This window comes from Paenibacillus sp. 276b, assembly GCF_900107875.1.
In the GTDB taxonomy this organism is placed as follows: Bacteria; Bacillota; Bacilli; order Paenibacillales; family Paenibacillaceae; genus Paenibacillus; species Paenibacillus marchantiae.
In genome coordinates this window covers 2,430,433-2,452,766 of sequence record NZ_FNRR01000001.1, presented here as the reverse complement: position 1 = coordinate 2,452,766, position 22,334 = coordinate 2,430,433, and the positions used below count along the sequence as shown (strand labels likewise).

Genomic DNA, 22,334 nt, shown 5'->3' with positions numbered 1-22,334 from the left:
GCCTGCCCGCTGCATTTTCAAATTCAGGATTCCAAGGAGAGATATGGGCATGAGTACGGATTGTGTAATTCGTAATGTGAGTGAGCATGTGGGCGAGACTGTTAAAATCGGCGCCTGGATTAACAACAAACGTTCCAGCGGCAAAATTCAATTTTTGCAACTGCGTGATGGAACCGGATATATTCAAGGGGTAGTGGTTAAGAGTGAAGTTAGCGAAGATATCTGGAATGCTGCGAAGAGCTTGACTCAAGAAAGTTCATTGTATGTAACAGGTATTATCCGTGAAGAACCGCGTAGTGCATCCGGTTATGAGATGACAGTTACTGGCGTGGAAATTATCCATCTGACTGAAAACTATCCAATTACTCCGAAAGAGCATGGGGTAGACTTCCTGATGGATCATCGCCATCTGTGGCTGCGTTCGACAAAACAACGTGCGATTATGGTTATTCGTGCGGAGATCATCCGCGCTGTTCAGCAGTTCTTTGATGGTAACGGATTCACACAGGTTGATCCTCCGATTCTTACACCTTCATCTGCTGAAGGAACGACGAACTTGTTCCACATTAAATACTTTGATGAAGATGCCTATCTGACACAAAGTGGACAGTTGTATATGGAAGCTGCAGCAATGGCGCTGGGCAAAGTATACTCCTTCGGTCCTACGTTCCGTGCTGAAAAATCCAAAACACGTCGTCACCTGATTGAGTTCTGGATGATTGAGCCGGAAATGGCGTTTGTGGATCACGAGGAAAGCCTGCGAGTGCAAGAGAAGTTTATTGCTCACGTGGTTCAAACGGTTCTGAAAAACTGCCGTGCTGAACTGGAGTCCATCGGACGTGATGTATCCAAGCTTGAAAAAATTGTAGCTCCATTCCCGCGCATTACGTATGATGAAGCGATTGAATTCCTGAATGGACAAGGCTTCGATATTCCTTGGGGAGAAGACTTTGGTGCTCCACACGAAACGGCGATTGCCGAGAAATACGAAACACCGGTCTTTATTACCCATTATCCGGCTGGAATCAAGGCATTCTACATGAAACCTGATCCAAATCGTCCTGAAGTGGTCCTCTGTGCAGATATGATCGCACCCGAAGGATACGGAGAGATCATTGGTGGTTCCCAGCGTATTGATGATCCGGAACTGATGCAGCAGCGCTTTGATGAGCATCAATTGTCGGAAGAGGCATATCAGTGGTATCTGGACTTACGTAAATACGGATCGGTTCCTCACTCCGGCTTCGGTTTGGGATTGGAGCGGACGGTAGCATGGATCTGTGGATTGGATCACGTACGTGAAACAATTGCATTCCCACGTATGCTCTATCGTCTGTACCCTTAATGCTTAACCGCGAGTCCATGGAAGAAACCGGCTCCAAAGCTTGGTTGAATGGAGCAGCTTACGGTATGGCATCAGGGACAGCGCAGCTCCCATATGCTTTATTGCGCTATTATCATCAGCTGGGGTTAAGTGACGCAGAGGTACTTCTGCTGATTCAATTGTTTGGATTCCGGCAAGTTGAATTCAATGAGTTCCCAACGCTTGAAGAGCTTGCAACCCGTATGGGTCTTGCTCCTGAAGGCATCGCCAGAATGCTGCAACGTCTTATGAGAGACGGGTACATTCACATTGACGAGCATCGGGATGAAGAGCGTGATATTCAGTATGAACGTTATGATCTGCATGGATTATATGCCAAGCTGGCAGGATGTACAGCAGAGGAGTTGGCCGTTGCTCGTAAGCAGCAGCAGGACAGTAATGCATTACGCCCGGATTCGAACAGTGTTCAAAAAGAAGAGGAAGAACGAAATATGTTCTCTATTTTTGAAAAAGAATTTGGCCGCCCGCTTTCCCCGATGGAATGCGAGACTATATCCAGTTGGCTGGATCAGGATCGCTATCAGGAGGAACTGATTCTCATGGCATTGAAGGAAGCGGTGTTTGCTGGTAAAGTGCATTTCCGCTATATCGACCGAATTCTGCTGGAATGGAGCCGTAACCGCGTGAAGAATGTGCAGGACGCCAAGGCATATACCCAGCGGTTCCGTAACGGTGGACGTTAATACGAATGTTAGATTAGGCAACAATTTCATTCAGAATAAACAAAAACAGGCCAGAAGATATTCTGTGCCTGTTTTTTTAGATTATAGAGATGTTAAGTAAGATACGTTAAGTTCCCGGTGGAACTGACTTTTCAGGCAATGTGTAACCTTTTTATAAAAAAAAATGAATGAATACGCAGGGGTCAACAAACAAGTTGTCGTCTATTGTAGTGGAGAGGAGGGGAGAGTTATTGATGAAGCGCGCTTAATCGAACAAATCCGTCAAGGCGATACATCCCAGATGCGTTTGTTGATCGAAAAGTACAGCCAGCATGTATACCATGTGGCCTACTCCGTATTACGGAACGATCAGGATGCACAGGATGCAGCGCAGGAGGCGTTCATTCAAATGGTCAAATCTCTCCCCGATTACCGATCCGAAGGTTTCAAAACGTGGTTAACCCGAATTGCCTTTCACAAAGCAATTGATGCCAAACGCAAGCTGGGCAGACGAAGCGCTGAGGATCTGGGCGGAGAAGAAAAAATAATGAACATGCCCGGTAGTGAAGAAGATGTTCTTGCCCGCCTCGTGCGTGAAGAGCGTCAGGAGAAGTTGCGCGAGCGAATCAATCAGCTGCCTGCCCAGCATAGGGACATTATTACTGCGTATTACTTAAGCGAAAAAAATTATGAGCAGATTGCCCGTGATGCACAGGTGGCAGTGAAAACCGTGGAGTCCCGTCTGTATCGTGCCCGGCAGTGGATTCGAAATCATTGGAAGGAGGATGAGTGGCGTGAGGAATAAAAGGATGTATACCGTCCAGGAATGGACTGATTATATTGAAGGCCGAATGACTGCAAACCAGGCAAGTTTGATGGAACAGGTGCTTATGGACGTTCCGGAAGCAATGGACAACTATCTCGAAGCACTCGGCATTCATCGGGAGCTGCCACAACTGAAGGACCCGGTAGGCTTCGCCGATTCGGTCATGAATCAAATTACGGAAATGCAATCCTCCAAGCCAAAGCGCAAATCGCGTTCTGGACGAAGACGTCTCTGGCTGGATCACAAAGTGTTTCATTATGCTGTAGCGGCTTGTCTGACGTTAATCTTCCTCTCCTCGGGACTGTTTGACAAGGTAGCCCCTTATCATAAGTTCCAGGAAGGTGAGAACAGGGGGTCATTTACGGAAAAATGGACAGAGGCAGCCACATCATGGCTGGATCACTTCAAGCCTGGACCATAAATTGTTTCGTATTGCCTGAAAAGAAAGGATGAAGACTGTGCAATCAGATCGTAACAAATTACTTGCATTCTTATTAAACCTGATTCCGGGTCTGGGTTTTCTCTATTGGGGTCGGCCTGCCAGAGCTGTAATCTATCCATTACTCTTTTTTGGGACAGCTGTTGGTTCGTTTATGCTGGCAATTCTGGTGAGTGAGAGAGAGTTAATGATTCTTGGGGCTTTGGGGACCATATTCTTCTGGTGTGTCAGCATGCTGGATATGATTATCGTTCTGCTACGTGCCCCATCGCCTAATGATGCCCGATACCATGGATATGGCGCACATTACAGTGGACCGCATCAGGGGGCGGCATATCAGGGAGCATACACTGGTCAGGAAGGTCATCTGGGACAGATGGAGATGGACATGGACATGGAGGGAATACATCAGCATCAGAACGGTGAGTATGGCGTGCCTGCGGCTCCTTATGGTCAACCCATGTATCAAAAAGGCAGTGAAAGCGAACGATTCTTCACGATTCTGCTTTCCTTTGTTCCAGGTCTGGGACATCTTCATCTCGGACTGTTACATCGCGGTTTATCATTCCTTATCGCGTTCTTCGGTTCATTTGCCATGATGGTTTTTGTAGCTTCTATTACGAATGAATCCGTATTTCTGATGTTCTTGCTCATTCTGCCTGTCATCTGGGTTTACTGCATGTTTGATGCGGTCCAGCATGTGCATCGCAAGCAGGCCGGTGAGGTATTGCAGGATCGTACGTTGTTCGAGGAGCTGGAGATGGGCAGGGCTTCTGGACGGCGAAGCAAAGTGCTGGCAACCCTGTTATCAGCCTTTCCGGGTGCGGGTCATCTGTATCTGGGACTGCAAAAAAGAGGCATGCAACTCATGTTCCTGTTTCTCGGCAGTATCTACGTTCTGGACCTGCTTCATTTATCGGTGTTCCTGTTCATGATTCCGTTGATCTGGTTCTACAGCTTCTTTGACGGACTTCAGTGTTCAAGCAGGTATGGCCGCGAACCGTTGACAGATCAACCTATTTTCAAGGATTGGGCTCGTCACCAGCGCCTGATTGGATTCGGAATTGCTGCATTGGGATTGTACTATCTGTTTATCCGCTTGGTCATTCCACAGCTGAATGAGATGTTCCCGGATGCATTTATGACGTACGAGATTCGTTCGTATGTGAACACCGTCATTGTGTCCTTGCTGCTCATTTTTGGCGGTCTGAAGCTGTTGTTTGGCAAGCAGAGGGGGACGGGTATCCATAGTGCGGCTCATCGAAATGATGAGGGAGCGGACAGTCTCTTTTTATTCAAGGATCGGGACGATCGTCTGTAGAGCTTTACTTAGTTGAACTAAAGAATAGTTACACTGACACTACGATGATAGAGTCACCTTCCAATCGCTGCAATTCCCCAAACATAAAAAAACACGCCGAGGACTATGTATATTAGCTTGGCGTGTTTTTGGTTTTGCAGCTTTTATTTCGAATAAATGATTGCTATTTCGTAGCACCCTTCAGCAGAAGTTGACGGTACATCACTTCGAACAGGAACTCGAACGCTTCCAGATGACGTTTCGCTTCAAAAGCATCTTTGCCCCAGGCATAAATACCGTGATTACGCAGTAAAATTCCTGGTACGTTGGCATCAAGTACACCTGGCACCAATTCAGCGATGGATGGAATATCAGCGAAGTTAGGCAGGACCGGTACACGAATCTCCGCATTTTCTTCCCAGATGTTGAAAGCCTTGATCAATTCGATGCCTTGAATCGGTACGTGTCCATCTGCTCCAAAGAATTCACTGATCAGGTTGTTAAATACGGTATGCACATGGAACACCGCGCCACAGCCGGTTAAACGATAGATTTCGCAGTGAATCAACGTTTCAGCGCTCGGTTTCAGGGTTGTGGTCTCAATGGCTTTACCATGCTTGTCCACAAACAGAAAGTCTTCCGGTGTACGGAGAGATTTGTCTTTGCCTGATGCAGTAACTGCAAAGTAGAATTGCTCCGGGTCAAAGTCGCCCACACGCATCGACAGGTTGCCACTTGTACCAGGGAACCAGTTACGGCTGGCAAACAGCGCTTTGATATCAGCCAGCTCTTCGAGGACCTGGCGTTTATGTTCCAATGTAATCTTTTCAAAACCCATTTTTACAGCACTCCTTGTGTTTGCTTCTGTTTCATATCTTCCATAATATCGTAGAAGGTTGTGAATGGGACATGATCCACACCCAGCTCTATACACTTATCCGTCAGGATAGAACGGGAGTAGACAAGATCAGCGATTTTGGCACCTTCAAAATCCGTTAGACTGTCTCCAATGAGGATACGATTATATTGTTCTTCCGGGAATGTACGAATAACCGTCGTTTTACACATGCCGCATCCGTTCTCACAAGGAGGCTGACATGGATTAGGCCATTCAATACGTATAAATTCATCTGTGAAATCTGCCCCATTGCAATAAACGTGATCCTGTGGAATATCGAATGGAGCGAGCAAAGGCTCGATAAAAAAGTCCATTCCGCCGCTGGTGACATTGAATTCAATGCCCTCGTCCCGAACGTATGCAAGAAATTCGCTGAACCCTTCTCGGATGCCAGCCTGACCAAGTACAAATTCCACAATCTCATCTTTCTGCGAAGAAGGCAACAGAGCGAACATCGCTCCCACACCTTCGCGGAGCGAAACTCGCTGTTCAATCGTGTCTTTCATAATTGCTTCAATACCTTCGGGTTTAAAATGTTTCATAATTGCTACAATATTGTCCGAAAGGGTGATCGTGCCATCGAAATCACAGAAAATGACCGTTTTTTTATCACTTCTCATCGTTCACCACCCCACAGATCCAGTGCACTTTTCAGTTCGGGATGTTCGACTGCATACTCTGCCAGTGGAATGGAACGCTGGGCTGCCTCGATAGCCTGCAAGAATGCCCGTCCGCCTGCCTCAGTGCCCATGGGATGTCCATGAATACCTCCGCCGGCATTAACGATGACATCGGTGCCGAAGTCACGCAGAATAAGCGGTACAAGCCCTGGATGTATACCAGCCGAAGGCACAGGCATGCTGGTTCTGACCGGAAGCTCAGGTGACAGCAATTGTTCTGTAATGGCCATATTCTCTTCCTTCGGCATTGTCACCGATCCGTAAGGGGAAGGGAAGAGCACCAGATCCGCTCCGGCAAGTCGCATCAGCTGTCCCAGCAGGACGGAAGCTGAGATACCATAGTGTGGTGAAGGATATAGTGCACCTGCAAGCGCAGGATGAGCCATGATTGGCACGTTGATGTCTGGATCACTGCTTAGTTCGTGCAGCACGTCATATCCGTAAGACAAGACATTGAACAACAGCGCATTTGCTCCTGCCCCTATCGCACGTTCAGCCTGTTGTTTCAGGCGTGATGTAGGTCCAGTCAAATTCGCGGCATAAAGAAGTTTCTTACCCGTCTCCTTGCGTGCCTGTTCCGCAGCTTTCATGCAGACCTCGACTCTTTTCTCAATCGGAGTCAGTTTGTTCTCAAACAGAATTTCATCGTCTTTAATCAAGTCTACTCCACCAAGAGCCTGGCGAATAAACTGTTCCTTCAATTCGTCTGCATCCAGTCCAATAACTGATTTAAAGATACTCATTAACAATGGACGATCATGTACACCTAGCAGATCACGAACACCGTTCAGTCCAAACTTGGGACCGGGGAATGCGCTGAGGAAGCCGTCTGAGAATCCAAGCCGTGTCAGTTTGATGCGTCCATCCATTGAGATTTTGCCAAAGACCGTCACGAGCAGGGCAGGAATATCACGGCTGAAATTTACATCCGGATAACCAATGGTAATATCGGCGTAACGCTCACCTGGGGCCATGCCCTCAGCTTCATGCACCTCAACGCTGATGACTTCGCCCAGATGTTTCTGCATCGCCTCACGCTTGGCCTGAGGCAATTCAGTCCAACTGCCAACAGTCATGCCGACAGCAATGGACTCGGCCTTCTTGCGGAAGTCTGCACGATCATCATGCAGACGATATGTGGCTGTGCACATATTATTCATTTTAAATCTCCTTCCAAAGCAGCTCCCATCTCCCGTGAGCGCTCTGCACAGCGGTTGACGGCTGCGATTACATTTTCAAAGAAATCTCCCTCGTCCAGCGTTTTTAGTGCTGCCTGGGTTGCACCTCCCGGGGAGGTCACATCACTACGGAGTTTCATTGGCTCTAGGCCAGTCTGTTGTACCATGCGAGAAGCACCCAGCACGGTCTGAACAGTCAGATCGCGGGATTGTTGGCTGGATAAGCCGCCACGAATACCTGCGGCAATCATGGCCTCCATCAAATAGTATACATAAGCCGGACCACTTCCGGAAATACCTGTGAGCACTTCGAGTTTATCTTCAGGCACAATGGTCACGATTCCGACAGCTTCGAACATCGTCATGACTGTACTGCGCTGTTCATCCGTAATCTCTTCAGAGAAGGCAAGTCCGGTTGCTCCAAGCCCGATTGTACTGGACGTATTCGGCATGGTGCGGGCGATCGGTTGCTTGCGTCCCAGCAGGGATTGCATCGTACGGATCGATAATCCGGCAATAACGGAGACGATTAATTGATCCGGAGACAGGAGCGGCCCAAGTTGACGCAGCGCTGCGGCGGCATCCTTCGGTTTCATGCAGAGTACAATAACGGGAGAAGCGGCGAGATGATCCAGCGATTGTGCAGCAGTTCCGGTATGTACGGCATAACGGGTACTGAGCTCCTCCTGACGTTTCTGGTTGCTGCGGTTCAGCATCGTAATATCCTGAGGACGAACGACAAGGCGGGAAATTAATCCGCGCACGATGGCTTCCGCCATCGCACCTGCTCCATGAAAAGTAATCTTTTGTTGTAATAACGTCTGTTGTTCTTGACTCATATTTATCGTTCCTCCTATATAACTGTAGCTGCGATATTATTGCCGGATTTGTCCATTGCCAGTGATACGGTATTTGGTTGACGTTAATGCAGGCAGACCCATCGGTCCACGAGCATGCAGCTTCTGGGTACTGATCCCAATTTCGGCTCCATAACCGAACTCAAATCCGTCTGTGAAACGTGTGGAAGCATTATGGTATACAGCAGCTGCATCTATATCATGTAAAAAACGTTCTGCATTACTCGTATCCTTGGTGACGATACACTCCGAATGCTTTGTGCCATAACGTGCAATATGCTCCATCGCTTCATCCAGGTTCTGAACTACACGAATATTTAAAATATAATCATTGTACTCTGTCGCAAAATCTTCTTCCGTCACAGGAAGGGCAGAGGGAACGAGACGGCGAACCGTGTCACAACCCTTCAACAGGACATTCGCTTCACGGAGTTGTTCAGCCATAGCCGGCAGATGCTCCTCCGCGTATACAGCGTGCAGCAACAAGGTTTCCATGGAGTTGCATACCGATGGACGCTGTGCCTTGGCATTAACTGCAATCTCCACAGCCATAACCGGATCGGCAGATTCATCCACATAGGTATGGCAGATACCTGCGCCGGTTTCGATCACAGGCACTGTTGCATTGGCGACCACATTGCGGATTAGTGAGGCTCCGCCGCGTGGGATGATGACATCGAGCAGTCCATTTAACTTGAGCATTTCGTCCACGGAAGAGCGGTCTGCATCCTCCACAAGCTGCAAGGCGTCCGCAGGCATGTCTGTTGTTGCCAGTGCCTGATGCAATACCTCCACAATTTTGCGGTTGGAGGAGAGGGCCGAGGAGCCGCCTCGTAGCAGTACAGCGTTGCCTGTTTTGAGGCATAGTCCGGCGGCATCTACTGTAACATTTGGACGTGCCTCGTAGATGATGCCGATCAGACCGATGGGCACTCTCAATTTTTCAACATGCAATCCGTTTGGACGAGTGAACGTCTCCAGCACTTCGCCGACAGGGTCCTGCAACTCCACGATCTGACGCAGTCCTTCAGCGATACCGGCGATACGCTCCTTATTTAAAGCGAGGCGATCCAGCATCGATTCTGGCGTACCTTGCTGTCTGCCACGTTCCAGATCGTCAGCGTTTGCTACTATAATGGAATCCGATTGGGCAATCAATGCGTTCGCCATGACCAGCAGGGCGTTATTTTTTTGTTCTGTGCTCAGTCGATTCAGCTGTGGAACCACGGCTTGGGCCTTGCTCGCTTTTTCCCTGACTTCACTCATCATAAATTCCTCCCATATATAAAGTGGAAACAAAAGATTATTTAATGGCTATATCATATAAACCTGAGAAGTACACTCGGTAGGATTAGAGGTTTTCTATTTTAACGTAATCCACTCGTCCCGATGAATAACCTCAAGTCGATGGATGCTGTTCAACTGCTTCATCACTTCGCCACTTGGCAGTCCTGCGATGAGCCGTAGCTGGTCATCATCATAATTGACGATACCACGACCGAGCAAGGTTTCATCCATACCCAGCACCTCTACAACATCTCCGGCATGGAAGGTACCCAGCACACGTTTGACGCCTACAGGCAGGAGACTATGACCACCATGGACGAGTGCTTCTTCGGCACCATTATCCACAACGACGGTACCGAGCGGAGTAGACATGAAGCCAAGCCATTGCTTTTTACGAGAGAGCGCGGCAAGGCGAGTCTCGAAATACGTTCCTTTTCCAGTGCCATCAACCGCTTTTTGCATATCTCCAGGTTCCTTCACACTTCCCACAAAGACAGGCACGCCTCCACGCGTTGCCACTTTGGCTGCATCTACCTTGGATCGCATGCCGCCTGTACCTACGGATGATCCAGAACCGCCAGCATAGGCGTAAATTTCTGCCGTAATTTCGGGGATACGGTCATAACGAAACGCAGACGGATCTTTTCGTGGATCGGCCGTGTACAGACCGTTGGTATCTGTAAGAATGACCAGATGCTGTGCCTTGACCAGATTCGCTACCAGAGCTGACAGGAGATCGTTATCTCCGAACTTTAATTCATCGACAGATACGGTATCATTCTCGTTAAAGATCGGAATGACGCGCTGTTTGAGCAGTTCTTCTACCGTCATGCCCGCATTGCCCATACGTTTCCGGCTGTGAAAGTCGGTACGGGTGAGCAGAATTTGTGCTGTAGTAACGCGGTGCGCTGCAAAAGCCTGTTGATATGCCTGCATCAACAAAGCTTGCCCAACAGCCGCTGCAGCTTGTTTTTCATGCAACTGCTTGGGACGCTGAGGGTAACCGATCTCCCGGAATCCGGCAGCTACCGCTCCCGAAGTGACCAGAAGAACCTCATGGCCCTGTTCGGCCAAGGCAGCAATTTCTCCGGCAAAAAAAGTAATGGCACTCCGATCAAGCCCGCCTTCTTCCGTAGTAAGCGAACTACTTCCGATCTTAACTACAATACGTGAGGTCATGTTTTCACTTCCTTAAACAATATTAATGATTGACCCTGGAGCAGACCGTTGGGTACAAAAAAAACTCCCGCCCTTTTAGTTAAAAAGGACGAAAGTTCGTTACTTCCGCGGTACCACCTTTATTGATGATTGGATCATCCGGCTTCATGCCCTGTAACAGAAGGCACTGTCCTGTGCATCACAGGCCGCTCAGGGGTAGGTTTCGGAGAGAAGCCGCGGTAAATTCTTGCAGCCCGATGGAATTTACTCTCTGGGCGCGGCTGATCCTCTCGTACTGGTCCCGTCATCACGTTTCGTTCAATATTTCCTTATAACATACCATGGAAACTTGGCAGATGCAAAGGGGTTATACACCTGTAAATTACTTGAATAAATTCAACTTGCCAATCCGCTCCGCTGCTTCCCTTAATCGATCTTCATCACTTAGCAGTCCTGCGCGCACATAGCCCTCACCATGTGAACCAAAACCGATACCCGGTGCTACCGCGACTTTTGCTTCACGTAGTAACACGTCAGCAAATGCAGCAGAAGTAAAGCCCGCAGGTACAGGCAGCCAGCTAAAGAAGGAACCTCCCGGGTTAGGGGCCTGCCAGCCGATGGATGAGAGTGCATCATAGAAAGCATCGCGACGTGATTCATAACGTGCAACCAGTGAAGTGACACATTCCTGGGAAGATGTCAGTGCAGCAGCAGCAGCGGCCTGGATGCCTCCGAAGAGACTCACGTAGATATGATCCTGCAGCAGATTGATTTTGGAGATGATCTCCGCATTGCCCAGAGCAAATCCGACGCGCCAACCCGCCATATTGTAGGTTTTGGATAACGTGTAGAACTCAATGCCCACTTCTTTGGCACCTGGTGCCTGCAAAAAGCTTACTGGACGATGTCCATCGAATCCAATTGCACCATAGGCGAAGTCACTGGCTACGACGATTTTATTTTGAATGGCGAACTCTACCGTATCTTCATAGAAGGAAAGCGGGGCGGTTGCCGATGTTGGGTTGTTGGGATAGTTCAGGAACATCAGCTTGGCCATTTCCCGATCCTCGGTAGAGATTGCTTCATAATCAGGCAGGAATGCATTGGACTCTAGCAGTGGCATAAAAGACATGTGCGCTTTCGCCAGTGCCACACCGGACCAATAATCCGGATAACCTGGATCAGGTACGAGACACACGTCGCCAGGATTGAGCAATACTTGAGGCAACTGGACCAAGCCCGTTTTTCCACCAAATAAAATCGCAACTTCTGTTTCGGGGTCCAGGTCCACGTTGTAATCTTCCTTGTAACGCTTCGCAACGGCTTCCTTCAGGAAAGCATGCCCGCTAAAAGGCGAATATTTGTGATAGAGCGGGTTCGCCGCCGACTCCTGCAATGTTTTAACAATGTGAGGTGGTGTAGGTGTATCCGGGTTACCCTGACCCAGGTTAATCACGTCGTGACCACTTGCGATTTCGCGGTTTACATTTTGAACAAGGGTAGCAAAAAATTGTGTAGGAAGCTGTGTCATTACATCGGATGTAGGTATGGTAAAGGCTGAACGACTCGATGATTTAGATTGATTAGTCATGCTATACATCACTCCGGTTATTAAAGATGGCAATATAGTACTCATTAATTTATCACGTCAATCCCGAGCTGTATAGGGGGAAAACACTTCATGAATACTTGAATGGAGCCTATATTTGTGTTTTTGTACAAAACTGAAATGAGAGATTTCGTTTTGTCCATTGAGATTAGGGTAAAGCCTGTTTTATGATAATACTCGATAATGATAATCAATATCATTGATAAGTAGGAACGAAGCACTTATTAGGGGGAGAAATAGAAATGAAAAAGGGTATACGAAATACGGCAGTATTATTGACGGTTACATGGTTGTCCATTCTTCTGCTGGCTTGCGGAAATCAGGCTTCAACTCCATCTGCCGGAACGGATGATTCCAAAACGGCCAATGAAACACAGACAGATGGGGATCAGTCCAAGCAGGAACAGACGGCATCCACGGATAACAGTGAGGGTGAAACCCGGATGTTCAAGGACTGGACAGGCCATGAAGTTGAGGTTCCGGTTACGCCAAAACGTGTGATTTATCATGGTGAAGTTACAGGGGATTTGCTAGCGCTGGGCGTTGTACCTGTAGGTATTCTTCGTCAGGATGGAACGGTATATGATGATCAGGTAGCCCAAGCGGAAGATGTGGGTTTCCCGATGAGTGTTGAAAAGGCGCTTACCTTGAATCCTGATCTGATCATTTTCTCAAATAGTGATCAGGCACAATATGATCAAATCTCGAAGGTTGCGCCAACGGTTACCTTTGATTCATTTGCTTCACTGGACGACCGCATGCGTACTCTTGGCGATCTGTTGAACAAAAAGCCGGAAGCGGAAGCTTGGATCACGGCCCATCAAAAAGCAACGGAAGAGATGTGGAAGCAGCTTCATGAGAATGGACTGAAAGAAGGGGAAACGGCTTCGGTATTCACCATGTATCCTGGTAATCGACTGTTTGTAATGGCCGGAGCAGGATTGCCACAGTTGTTATATGGAGCCGATGGCATGAAGCCAACCGCGGAAATTCAGAAAGTATTAGATGAAGGAATGGGCTTTGCAGAGATTTCTACTGAAAAGCTGCCCGAAATAGCGGGTGATCGCGTATTTATACTGAATCCAGTAACGGATGATGCGAAGCAGTCCACCAAAGAATTGCTGGATAGCCCAATCTGGAAGAACTTGCCCGCTGTAAAAGAAGGAAAAGTATATCGGTTTGATCTGGTTAAGGCTTCAAGTGATGCAACTTCAAGAGAATGGCTGTTGAAAGAATTACCGAAACAGATGATTAAATAGTCGTTTATGGATTGATAAATCATAATATTTTACTGGAACAAGAACGAAAATGCCGACTAAAAAAGAGCCTTCAACATTTCGTTGAAAGCTCTTTTTTTGCTGATTACAGCCAGATCTGGATTAATGACAAAAGCTCGCTTATAATCAGTTCATACAGATTTAATGATAATCATTCTCATTTTAAAGAACGAGGTGAACCACCATGCAGGCTTTGAATGCCGATGCGAGAGGGTTGTATTTTTCAGCATTCATGTTTCGGCTGGATCATCTGGAACAACGAATTGAACAACCAGAACAGGTGATGCTGGAAGTGGCATGCGATAAACATACATTTTTGATCTGCGAAGAAGGGGAAGGTCGCTTATACATAGGATATGAACAGTTTCCTTTTACCACCGGATGTGTTTACCCGCTTTCTCCGGGCGAGGGGTACCAAATTGAACATGGAAACCGAATGGAATTAAAATATATGGTGATATCATTTGATGTTATTCATGTATTGACAGGAGATCCGGAACAGTATACGCGCCCTGTATTCGAACATAGAAATCAATTGAACGACTATCCTTATGCCCCGTTAAGTGGACTGTTGGAGCAATTGTATGCCATTCGTGATTATCAAACAGATGCCGAATATATCCATTTAAATGCACAGTTTCAGAGATGGATGGAGATGATCATCACCCGGTACACTTCTCCAAAAACGGAGCAGAGCATGGAATCCAGACTACACAGCACGATTCAGTATGTAGAATACCATTACGCTGAAGAAATCACAGTAACGAAACTGGCACGTCTTGCGGCTATCCGACCCGTGCAATATACAACCTTGTTCAGACAATTAACCGGCCACAAGCCGCTTGATTATGTGAACCATGTACGAATTAAACATGCTAAGGATTGGCTGCGCAAATCCGATGAACCGCTTCGGGATATAGCAACCCGGGTGGGCTTTAAGGACGAGTATTATTTTAGCAGGCGTTTTCGTCAAATGACCGGATTATCGCCTCGTCAATATGACCGATCTATTCAGCAACAAACACTGGTTCAGGATTGGTTGGGTCATGATGTGAATATTCCGGCACGACCGGAGCGAATTATGTTTTATGGTGATTCCGGTGGAGATCTGCGAGTGCTGGGTATTGGTCTGTTAGGAGATCAGGCATATGATGCGGTTGCCCCGGTTAATGTGGAAGAGGCAGTCCGGATGAGACCAGACCTGATCATTTTCGATAGCACTAACGAACAGCAATATGAGCAATTTTCCCGAATTGCACCCACACTGGCATACAACTCTCACGCAACGCTGGAAGATCGGATTTGCAGGGTGGGAAGCTGGTTTGGCAAGCAATCAGAGGCTGGACAATGGCTCTCCTCCTATCAGCAACGTATGGAAAAGATGTGGATGAGGATTCATGCTTCAATTGAACCGGGGGAAACGGCGTCCGTATTCACCTATCATCGGGGTGCCCGATTATTTGTCATGGGCAATATTGGTCTGGCCTCACTCTTGTATCATCCGATGGGATTCAGACCCGTTACGAAAGTGAAGGAGGCGCTTGCCGCGGGCAGAGCGTATAAGGAAATTTCGTCAGAAGCCATTCGTCAGTATGCCGGTGATCATATATTTGTCTTGCTTCCTGAAGAGGTTATTGCAAGGCAGGCCACAGAGAAGTTGATGCAGAGTCCAAGCTGGCTGGCACTTCCAGCCGTGCAGAAGGGGCAAGTGTACGGAGTAGAGGAGACAACATGGAATTTGGGCGATGCGCTGACGAGCAACCGTTTGTTAACATTGCTGCCCGAGTTATTATGTAGGAGTTCAGAACGAAAACAGGTTGCAGATGTTTGAATGATCAAGCTATGATTACAGGTATTACGGTTCAGAGGAGTGCTGGTTATGATAGAACAACAACAAGGGGAAATGCGTGTGGCCCTGATTCAGGGCGATATTCAGCTCGGAGACCCTGAGGCCAACCATAAACATATGCAGTCTTTGCTCGAACGAGCGCTAGAACAGGTTCCCGACCTGGGATTGGCTGTGCTGCCCGAGATGTGGAATACGGGCTATGCTTTGGAACAAATTCATGAGCTTGCTGACCCGGAGGGCCAGAAATCAAGAGAGTGGCTCGCGGCTTTTGCCCAAAAACATCGAATCTCCATCGTTGGCGGTTCCATTGCGGAGAAACGTAATGGCCAAATTTACAATACAATGTACGCCTATAACAGTGAAGGAAATCAGGTGACACGTTACGATAAATTGCATTTATTCCGTCTGATGGATGAAGAAAAGTATTTGCAGCCTGGTGCAGAACCGGAAATATTCGAATTGGAAAATGGCCTCACCGCTGGAGCTTCGATCTGCTACGATATCCGTTTCCCTGAGCTTGCTCGAACCCTTGCCTTGAACGGAGCCAAAGCATTAATTGTCCCCGCTGAATGGCCGAACCCGCGCTTGCATCATTGGCGCACACTGCTTACAGCAAGGGCCATCGAAAATCAGATGTACGTTATTGCCTGCAATCGTGTAGGGAAAAGCGGAGACACCGAATTTTTCGGGCATTCCCTCATTATTGATCCTTGGGGTGAAATTGTGGCTGAAGGTGGAGAAGGAGAAGAGATCGTGACCGGAGTTATCCGTCCTTCGCTTGTGGATGAGGTTCGTGGCCGTATCCCGGTATTCGAAGACCGTAGACCTGGCATTTATTTTGGCAGCAAATAAAAATCTGCAATTTTCCAATAAAGTGTTTATTCATCCGGGAGGCGGGTAATGATAACTATCCCGTCACCAAGGAGGATGATCAATCAATGGACAACCATGTGAAAGATACGCTCAGGAGACTGGAACAGGAAAACACTAGGGTAGATCACTTGAGGCCATTCTTAGAGAATGGGGCAGGAGGGCTATCACCACCTGAACAATCTGTTCAGGACGAAGGCCGCCTTGTGAATCAACAGAACAGGCTGACAAGTGAACGTAATTTGCGAAAATAAACCGCCAAACTTGAAATTCTCATATGTACGTTTTTACGTTAACAATTCAATGATGATATCAGCAACATTGTACTGTAACGATGATGTACTGCTAATACCATGTAAGAACTTTATCCTGCGGATGCGGGAGACGAGTATAGAACAAAGGCTTGGCCCTTATGGGTCAAGCCTTTGTTTATTTTGTTGCCATGTATGGCGGGCCAATTCGCTGACCGTCCAATTATTCTCCTTGAGAGAGCTCGGCAACGGTTTGTTGAAACGTATGGATGAATGCCTCCGCGGCTTTGGAGAGAACCCGTCCTTGGCGGTATGCAACGACAAGGGTACGACTGGGGGTTGGCTCAGCTAGCGGTACATAAACAGGAACAAATTCACTGCGGGGCGCGCGGGCAATGAAGCGCGGAACCAATGTAATCCCCATACCTGTAGCCACCAGTGACTGCACCGTCTCAATGTTTGTACTCTCAAACACCACGTTGGGATCAAACCCGGCTTCCTCACACAGATCAAATGTAAGTTTACGGAAGCCTTGTCCTTTCTTCAGCACAACAAAAGGTTCATCGCGAAGCTCTTCCATCCTTACTGGAACCGGATGCTCTGGATCTCCTCTGCGTGCCAGAGGGTGATTTGGGGGAACAGCCAGATCAATTCGCTCTTCACCTATCGTTACATAAGATAGACTTGGCTCCTGCAATGGGAGGGAGAGCAGGCTTAAGTCAGCCTTGCCACTGGCCGTCAACTTTTCAAGCGTCAGCCCGGAGTCTTCCAGCAAGGTTACTTCAATCTCGGGATAGGCCTGTTGAAAAGCGGGAAGCACATGCGGAAGCAGGTGGGAGCCAGTGATCGGCATGCTGCCTACAACGACTTTACCTTTACGCAGCTGGGAAATGTCCGACATTTCCTGTCTGAGCAGCTCGACTGCATCAATAATTTTCTGAGCCTGCTCTACAAAAGTCACCCCTGCATGGGTCAGTTCCACGGTGCTGGTATTACGCTGGAATAACAGTACGCCGAGTTCCTTTTCAAGTTTGGATAGCTGCTGACTTAAAGAAGGCTGGGCGATGTGCAGTTTCTCGGCTGCTCGGGAGAAGTTCCGCTCTGCCGCAATTTGAAGCGTATATTGAAGTTGTCTGAATTCCATATGCACACTTCATTCCTTTCGTTATGCCATCATTATATCACTACAAATAAGAAATGATTAGTTTAACTGAAACGCTTAAACTGCTTAAAAGAGTTAATACAACACAGGCAAAACTATAACAAAAAGAAACTCCCTCAAGGGGGTGAAAAGCGTGAAGTCCAATTCTGCAACGAGCATTAAAAAAAACCTATTGGGAGTCCATTGGACTCAAGATCATATTTATCTGAGTGATTTAAGTCAATTTGATAAGCAAATGGCTCCGAAATCCATTCATTAATTTTTTCTTAGCAGTAAATCTTAACTTATGAAGACGTTAACGGATGTAAATTCATCTGGCTAACGTCTTTTTCATTGAACAGTCAGGAATAAATACTTGCACTTACTTAAGGTTTACTTATAATAACTTGCGAAAATTAAAAATAAAACTTATACTTACTTAAAAGGAGGTGCATGTATTGTGTATCAAGAGGAAAGATTGTTAAAAATACTCGAATACTTGAAACATCACCAATCGATGAGTGTTACAGATATATGTACGCTGTTTGAAGTATCAAGGGATACTGCACGAAGGGATATTGTTAGATTAGTACAAGAAGGCGTTGTGATTCGAACTCATGGGGGGCTATCGTTACCTGAGTTACAGAAAGAAATGCTGTCTTATCAGGATCGTTTGATTGATGAATCCGAGAGTAAGAAAAAAATAGGGAAGTGTGGGGCAAAACTTATCCAAGACCATGAGACTGTGATTTTAGACGTATCAACCACGGTGCAATTTGTAGCGGAACAAATTAGCGCAAAAAATTGCACGGTGGTCACGCACTCGATTGATAACGTAGGGATCTTGTCCAATCGAGAGGATCTTCAAATCTATATTCTCGGTGGTTACTTGAATGTAAAGCACCGCTTTTTATATGGTTCTTCCATTATCGATAAACTAAGTGAAATTCGTGCTGATAAAGCCTTCATCGGAGCATCGGCGATCCGGTCTGATGGACTTTATTATCCATATGAAGAAGATGCCCGGGTAAAGAAAGAAATGGCCAGAAGATCTGATCAGGTTATCGTAGTAGCCGATCATACAAAATTTATTGGCAAATCTATTCATCGGCTGGACTTTGATTTCGTTGACATTTTAGTCACAAATCAGGAACTCCCGAGTGAGATCAGAGAAGTTCTGGATCAGAAGAACATCACTGTTATTGAGTGTCAGGAAGAAAATGAAGAGGTTCGAAAGCAAGACTGATAACCATCGGGAAGAGGAGGATTTTTATGGATTATATTTTGCATAATGTACAAATGGCACTTCGCAACCGTATCGTTCCATCAGCCAATGTGTGGATTTCTGAAGGGAAAATCATGAGGGTAGACACAGGTGATCTTCCTACGCTAGAAGGGGAGTATGAACGGATTGATGGGAGAGGACATTTGCTAGTACCTGGGATGATAGATGTTCATATCCACGGTGCCAATGGCTTTGATATGATGGACGGTACTGAAGAGAGTATTCAAGAAGTTTCACGCCAATGTGCTTTAACGGGGTGTACCTCATTTCTGGCTACATCTGTTAGTTCTACGATGGAGGATCTTCTGGAAATGATTCGTAGTGTCAAGCGTGTAATAGGACAAGAAGTGGGAGCAAAGATCGCAGGGATTCACTTAGAGGGACCGTATCTGAACCCGAAGCGAAAAGGAATGCAGAATGAAAAGTATTTGCGGCATCCCAACATAGAAGAAATGAAGATCATTTTCCAGGAAGCAGGGTCACTCATTAAGATGGTTACTATTGCTCCCGAGCTGCCGGGAGGAATGGACTTGATTTCCTTTTTGAAAGAACAGGGAGTAGTTATAGCGATCGCTCATTCGGATGCCACATATGAGGAAGCCAAACAAGCCTTTGCATCAGGTGCGAGTCATGTGACGCATTGTTTTAATGGCATGCGGCCGATCCATCATCGAGATCCGGGTCTAATCGTGGCTGCTTTTGAAGAGAAACATGTAAGTCTTCAAGCTATTGTGGATAATGTCCATCTGCATCCTGCTATTATTCGACTGATTCATAACCTGAAAGGACCGGAAGGAATGGTCTTGATCACAGATGCTTTACAAGCAATGGGTATGGGCGATGGGAATTATCTATTTGGAGGCCATCATGTCACGGTTTCGGGTGGCATTGCAAGACTAGAGGATGGAACACTGGCCTCCAGTACAGTTACCATGAATGAAGCCTTACGTTATACTGTCGAAACCGGAATTCCCTTGATAGATGCCGTACAGATGGCTTCAAATACGCCGGCCAATATTCTTGGATTTCAACAAAAGGGGGAAATTTCCTCTGGTTTCGATGCCGACCTGGTCCTATTGGATGATGAATTTCAGGTTCTCTGGACGATGGTGGGCGGTCAAATTCTATAAATCACTATTATTTGCGATTCCACAGAGAAAGCCCATTAGATAAGTCTAGTGGGCTTTACATAAATAAACCCAAGAACCCCTTTTTTATAAGGGGTTCTTGGGTTGGGAAACGAAATTTCGACTTGAATTGGGATGAGGAAAGTGAGTGATTGTAATGGATGGATCCGCTAACGTATTGCCTTACAGAATCCATTGCCGATTTTGAAGAATTGGGCATTTTATTTTCTTTAATGATTGGTATTTCAGTGATTTTGCTATTAAGATTTAAATTGTTTGCGGAAGCAGAGTGGCGAGATGCCCATCACTAATTTGAAGGTTCTTCCAAAATGGGAAGTGTTATCAAACCCAACCATTCCCGCAATTTCAGTAACATTAAAAGAAGAGCCCACCAGCAAATCACGAGCTTCTTTAATACGGATGTTATTGATATATTCAATGAAGCTGAACCCGGTGGATTCTTTAAAAGTTCGGCAAAGGTAGGAAGAGCTTATGTCGAATTGCCGTGAAATCTCACAGAGCTTAAGCGGTTCCATATAATGTTGATTTACATAATTAACGATGTCTAGGACTTTCTTGTGTGTACGATTGGATTCCACCAATGGAGCGACAAGGCTGTCAAATAGTTTACGGTTAAGATAGAGGAGCAACTCTACCAATAATATTTGTTGGTATTGTTCATACCCGCGGGCTTGCTTTTTCCCTTCCTGGATCATCTTCTGAAAAAGCTGTTCGATGAAATGCTGATCCTTTCCGGTCATCTTCAAAGCACGGTAATCACTTTTGAACAATTCGAGCAGATCCTCACATTGACCGCGGGTGCAGAATTGCTGCAGGAATTCTTTCTTAAAAAGCAGTGTAACTCGTTCATACATATTGCAGCCGGAATTAACCAGTTTGTGCCTTTCGTGAATATCCATAAATAGCAGTGTTCCGCCCGCAACCTGGTAGGTTCTATCGCCTATATAATAATAAAAATCCCCGGATATTAAATACAGAATCTCATAAGCATCATGATAGTGTCTTGAAGGCATGCTGGTGTATACCTGTTTCTTGCGGCTGACATCAAAAAGAGCAGACTCATAAAATACCGGCTTCATTCAGCACCTCCTAAGAGGATTGTAGACTTGATCTAAGGTTCATAGCAATATATGTATGAAAATTTAATAATTACAAGAAAATACGTGCTGTATAGTTAATTTTTCTGAGATAAGCTTGAGTGGAATTTATTAATCGTTAAAAAAGGAGGGGGGCGGATAGGTTTGGGGATAGGGTTCCTATTTCTAAAAGTTAAAGCGCTTATACTATTCAATTAAGGGAGAGATTGCGGTGCTTAATTCAACGAACAGTAAGGTTTTCAAGAAGATGAAATTTTCATTGATGCTCCTGCTCAGTTTTTCAATGATTTTTTCTTATGGCTCTCTGTCCAATACGTCTCAACAGAAAAGTTACGCGGCAGGGAACCCTAATTCTAATTTCTCCCCTGCAACACTTCAATTCTTACGTACCAACACAGGTCTGGATGGTGAGCAGTGGAACAATATTATGATGCTTGTCAACAAACCGGAGCAGGACGATCTGAACTGGACCAAGTTTTACGGATATTGTGAAGATATTGATGATAACCGCGGATATACGATTGGAATATTCGGTGCGACTACAGGCGGCTCAAATGATACCGGTCCCGACGGTCCGGATCTGTTCAAGGAATATGACGCTGCCAAAGGCGCGAGTAATCCTTCGGTTAAGGGAGCATTGGCCCGGATCGGTGTCAAGGGTTCGATGAAAGGGAAGATCCTCGAAATCAATGAAAGCGAAAAGAGTTTCTGCAAAAAAATCGGCAATTTGCAAAATGATCCCGAGTGGAGAGAGGCTATGTGGAAAACGTTCTACAATGTTTATATTAAGTACAGTGTGGATCAGGCCCGCAAACGCGGCTTTAACTCGGCATTAACGATTGGTTCCTTCGTGGACGCAGCGCTGAACCATGGAGCGACCGGCGGTTCTGAGACCCTTCAAGGGCTTTTGGGTAAATCAGGAGGCAGCACGGATGAGAAGACTTTCATGACTACATTCTATAAAGAACGGACCAAGATTGTGGATACGAATGACTACAACTCTCCGCCTAACGGAAAGAATCGTGTGAAGCAGTGGAGCAATTTGCTGAACATGGGAGAAACAGACCTGAAGGGCGCAGATTCGGCAGTACTTCAAGTTACCAACTGGAAACTCCAATAATATGAGGGAGATGAGGCG

At 46.5% G+C, this 22,334-nt stretch carries 21 protein-coding genes; 12 read left to right on the top strand and 9 right to left on the bottom strand.

The genetic code is table 11. The features are described 5' to 3' along the window. Nucleotides 1-49: 49 nt before the first annotated feature. From asnS to BLV50_RS10430, 5 genes are all read left to right on the top strand, one after another. Nucleotides 50-1,345 (top strand): asparagine--tRNA ligase, encoded by a 1,296-nt coding sequence (asnS, locus tag BLV50_RS10450; protein WP_063566804.1) that lies wholly within the window; start codon nucleotides 50-52, stop codon nucleotides 1,343-1,345. After that, nucleotides 1,345-2,067 (top strand): DnaD domain-containing protein, encoded by a 723-nt coding sequence (locus tag BLV50_RS10445; protein WP_231952456.1) that lies wholly within the window; start codon nucleotides 1,345-1,347, stop codon nucleotides 2,065-2,067. Before asnS ends, BLV50_RS10445 begins: the two co-directional genes overlap by 1 nt. Before the next feature lie 163 nt (nucleotides 2,068-2,230). Beyond that, complete coding sequence (locus BLV50_RS10440; protein ID WP_090807369.1) at nucleotides 2,231-2,851, top strand: RNA polymerase sigma factor; 621 nt, start codon at nucleotides 2,231-2,233, stop codon at nucleotides 2,849-2,851. A gap of 4 nt (nucleotides 2,852-2,855) precedes the next feature. Beyond that, nucleotides 2,856-3,293, top strand: coding sequence for a hypothetical protein (locus tag BLV50_RS10435; RefSeq protein WP_063566806.1), 438 nt, complete (start codon nucleotides 2,856-2,858; stop codon nucleotides 3,291-3,293). A gap of 37 nt (nucleotides 3,294-3,330) precedes the next feature. After that, nucleotides 3,331-4,632 carry a multi-tm2 domain protein gene (locus BLV50_RS10430; protein ID WP_256336335.1) on the top strand — a complete coding sequence of 434 codons (1,302 nt, stop codon included), beginning with the start codon at nucleotides 3,331-3,333 and terminating at the stop codon, nucleotides 4,630-4,632. Between the two features lie 163 nt (nucleotides 4,633-4,795). On the opposite strand, the gene BLV50_RS10425 is transcribed toward BLV50_RS10430, so the two are convergent. The 7 genes from BLV50_RS10425 to BLV50_RS10395 form a co-directional block, all read right to left on the bottom strand. Continuing rightward, on the bottom strand, nucleotides 4,796-5,449 hold the full coding sequence (locus BLV50_RS10425; protein ID WP_036607600.1) for a methylthioribulose 1-phosphate dehydratase: 654 nt from the start codon (nucleotides 5,447-5,449) through the stop codon (nucleotides 4,796-4,798). Nucleotides 5,450-5,451: 2 nt separating this feature from the next. Next, complete coding sequence (locus BLV50_RS10420) at nucleotides 5,452-6,129, bottom strand: 2-hydroxy-3-keto-5-methylthiopentenyl-1-phosphate phosphatase (RefSeq protein ID WP_063566808.1); 678 nt, start codon at nucleotides 6,127-6,129, stop codon at nucleotides 5,452-5,454. Continuing rightward, nucleotides 6,126-7,349, bottom strand: coding sequence for a 2,3-diketo-5-methylthiopentyl-1-phosphate enolase (locus BLV50_RS10415; RefSeq protein ID WP_177031154.1), 1,224 nt, complete (start codon nucleotides 7,347-7,349; stop codon nucleotides 6,126-6,128). The genes BLV50_RS10420 and BLV50_RS10415 overlap by 4 nt, the downstream gene beginning before the upstream one ends. Further along, a complete protein-coding gene (proC, locus tag BLV50_RS10410; RefSeq protein WP_072733401.1) occupies nucleotides 7,346-8,206 on the bottom strand; it encodes a pyrroline-5-carboxylate reductase in 861 nt (286 codons plus the stop codon). The genes BLV50_RS10415 and proC overlap by 4 nt, the downstream gene beginning before the upstream one ends. A 36-nt stretch (nucleotides 8,207-8,242) precedes the next feature. Then, the gene (locus BLV50_RS10405; RefSeq protein WP_090807365.1) at nucleotides 8,243-9,490 is read right to left on the bottom strand and encodes a glutamate-5-semialdehyde dehydrogenase; all 1,248 of its coding nucleotides are present in this window, start codon (nucleotides 9,488-9,490) and stop codon (nucleotides 8,243-8,245) included. Nucleotides 9,491-9,586: 96 nt separating this feature from the next. After that, the gene (gene proB, locus BLV50_RS10400) at nucleotides 9,587-10,690 is read right to left on the bottom strand and encodes a glutamate 5-kinase (RefSeq protein WP_063566812.1); all 1,104 of its coding nucleotides are present in this window, start codon (nucleotides 10,688-10,690) and stop codon (nucleotides 9,587-9,589) included. Nucleotides 10,691-11,051: 361 nt separating this feature from the next. Beyond that, entirely contained in the window at nucleotides 11,052-12,260 is a 1,209-nt protein-coding gene (locus BLV50_RS10395) for a pyridoxal phosphate-dependent aminotransferase (RefSeq protein WP_090807363.1), read from the bottom strand. 260 nt (nucleotides 12,261-12,520) lie between these two features. On the opposite strand from BLV50_RS10395, the gene BLV50_RS10390 reads away from it, so the two are divergent. The 4 genes from BLV50_RS10390 (at nucleotide 12,521) to BLV50_RS10375 (ending at nucleotide 16,528) form a co-directional block, all read left to right on the top strand. Further along, complete coding sequence (locus tag BLV50_RS10390) at nucleotides 12,521-13,537, top strand: ABC transporter substrate-binding protein (RefSeq protein ID WP_064636913.1); 1,017 nt, start codon at nucleotides 12,521-12,523, stop codon at nucleotides 13,535-13,537. Nucleotides 13,538-13,739: 202 nt separating this feature from the next. Beyond that, nucleotides 13,740-15,386: an ABC transporter substrate-binding protein gene (locus tag BLV50_RS10385; protein ID WP_090807361.1), complete on the top strand. Its 1,647-nt coding sequence runs from the start codon at nucleotides 13,740-13,742 to the stop codon at nucleotides 15,384-15,386. A 48-nt stretch (nucleotides 15,387-15,434) separates the two neighbouring features. Further along, on the top strand, nucleotides 15,435-16,256 hold the full coding sequence (locus tag BLV50_RS10380; RefSeq protein WP_072733397.1) for a carbon-nitrogen family hydrolase: 822 nt from the start codon (nucleotides 15,435-15,437) through the stop codon (nucleotides 16,254-16,256). An 86-nt stretch (nucleotides 16,257-16,342) separates the two neighbouring features. Continuing rightward, on the top strand, nucleotides 16,343-16,528 hold the full coding sequence (locus BLV50_RS10375; protein ID WP_024630602.1) for a hypothetical protein: 186 nt from the start codon (nucleotides 16,343-16,345) through the stop codon (nucleotides 16,526-16,528). Between the two features lie 220 nt (nucleotides 16,529-16,748). Here BLV50_RS10375 and BLV50_RS10370 read toward each other — a convergent pair whose 3' ends face one another. Further along, on the bottom strand, nucleotides 16,749-17,669 hold the full coding sequence (locus BLV50_RS10370) for a LysR family transcriptional regulator (protein ID WP_064636917.1): 921 nt from the start codon (nucleotides 17,667-17,669) through the stop codon (nucleotides 16,749-16,751). Between the two features lie 457 nt (nucleotides 17,670-18,126). Between BLV50_RS10370 and BLV50_RS10365 the strand changes: the two genes are divergently transcribed. Beyond that, entirely contained in the window at nucleotides 18,127-18,912 is a 786-nt protein-coding gene (locus BLV50_RS10365) for a DeoR/GlpR family DNA-binding transcription regulator (protein WP_177031153.1), read from the top strand. Between the two features lie 26 nt (nucleotides 18,913-18,938). Next, a complete protein-coding gene (gene nagA / locus BLV50_RS10360) occupies nucleotides 18,939-20,081 on the top strand; it encodes an N-acetylglucosamine-6-phosphate deacetylase (RefSeq protein WP_063566818.1) in 1,143 nt (380 codons plus the stop codon). Between the two features lie 257 nt (nucleotides 20,082-20,338). On the opposite strand, the gene BLV50_RS10355 is transcribed toward nagA, so the two are convergent. Further along, entirely contained in the window at nucleotides 20,339-21,178 is an 840-nt protein-coding gene (locus tag BLV50_RS10355) for an AraC family transcriptional regulator (RefSeq protein ID WP_090807356.1), read from the bottom strand. A 301-nt stretch (nucleotides 21,179-21,479) separates the two neighbouring features. Between BLV50_RS10355 and BLV50_RS10350 the strand changes: the two genes are divergently transcribed. Beyond that, nucleotides 21,480-22,316, top strand: coding sequence for a chitosanase (locus BLV50_RS10350; protein ID WP_256337919.1), 837 nt, complete (start codon nucleotides 21,480-21,482; stop codon nucleotides 22,314-22,316). Nucleotides 22,317-22,334: the final 18 nt, after the last annotated feature.

Bases quoted from the DNA above. Each gene is read 5' to 3' on its own strand.
- BLV50_RS10435 (WP_063566806.1), top strand. From the start codon at position 2,856: ATGTATACCGTCCAGGAATGGACTGATTATATTGAAGGCCGAATGACT.
- BLV50_RS10395 (WP_090807363.1), bottom strand. From the start codon at position 12,260: ATGACTAATCAATCTAAATCATCGAGTCGTTCAGCCTTTACCATACCT.
- BLV50_RS10370 (WP_064636917.1), bottom strand. From the start codon at position 17,669: ATGGAATTCAGACAACTTCAATATACGCTTCAAATTGCGGCAGAGCGG.
- BLV50_RS10350 (WP_256337919.1), top strand. From the start codon at position 21,480: ATGATTTTTTCTTATGGCTCTCTGTCCAATACGTCTCAACAGAAAAGT.
- BLV50_RS10440 (WP_090807369.1), top strand. From the start codon at position 2,231: ATGAATGAATACGCAGGGGTCAACAAACAAGTTGTCGTCTATTGTAGT.
- BLV50_RS10420 (WP_063566808.1), bottom strand. From the start codon at position 6,129: ATGAGAAGTGATAAAAAAACGGTCATTTTCTGTGATTTCGATGGCACG.
- asnS (WP_063566804.1), top strand. From the start codon at position 50: ATGAGTACGGATTGTGTAATTCGTAATGTGAGTGAGCATGTGGGCGAG.
- nagA (WP_063566818.1), top strand. From the start codon at position 18,939: ATGGATTATATTTTGCATAATGTACAAATGGCACTTCGCAACCGTATC.
- BLV50_RS10415 (WP_177031154.1), bottom strand. From the start codon at position 7,349: ATGAATAATATGTGCACAGCCACATATCGTCTGCATGATGATCGTGCA.
- BLV50_RS10425 (WP_036607600.1), bottom strand. From the start codon at position 5,449: ATGGGTTTTGAAAAGATTACATTGGAACATAAACGCCAGGTCCTCGAA.
- BLV50_RS10380 (WP_072733397.1), top strand. From the start codon at position 15,435: ATGATAGAACAACAACAAGGGGAAATGCGTGTGGCCCTGATTCAGGGC.
- BLV50_RS10385 (WP_090807361.1), top strand. From the start codon at position 13,740: ATGCAGGCTTTGAATGCCGATGCGAGAGGGTTGTATTTTTCAGCATTC.
- proC (WP_072733401.1), bottom strand. From the start codon at position 8,206: ATGAGTCAAGAACAACAGACGTTATTACAACAAAAGATTACTTTTCAT.
- BLV50_RS10445 (WP_231952456.1), top strand. From the start codon at position 1,345: ATGCTTAACCGCGAGTCCATGGAAGAAACCGGCTCCAAAGCTTGGTTG.
- BLV50_RS10390 (WP_064636913.1), top strand. From the start codon at position 12,521: ATGAAAAAGGGTATACGAAATACGGCAGTATTATTGACGGTTACATGG.
- BLV50_RS10355 (WP_090807356.1), bottom strand. From the start codon at position 21,178: ATGAAGCCGGTATTTTATGAGTCTGCTCTTTTTGATGTCAGCCGCAAG.
- BLV50_RS10405 (WP_090807365.1), bottom strand. From the start codon at position 9,490: ATGAGTGAAGTCAGGGAAAAAGCGAGCAAGGCCCAAGCCGTGGTTCCA.
- proB (WP_063566812.1), bottom strand. From the start codon at position 10,690: ATGACCTCACGTATTGTAGTTAAGATCGGAAGTAGTTCGCTTACTACG.
- BLV50_RS10375 (WP_024630602.1), top strand. From the start codon at position 16,343: ATGGACAACCATGTGAAAGATACGCTCAGGAGACTGGAACAGGAAAAC.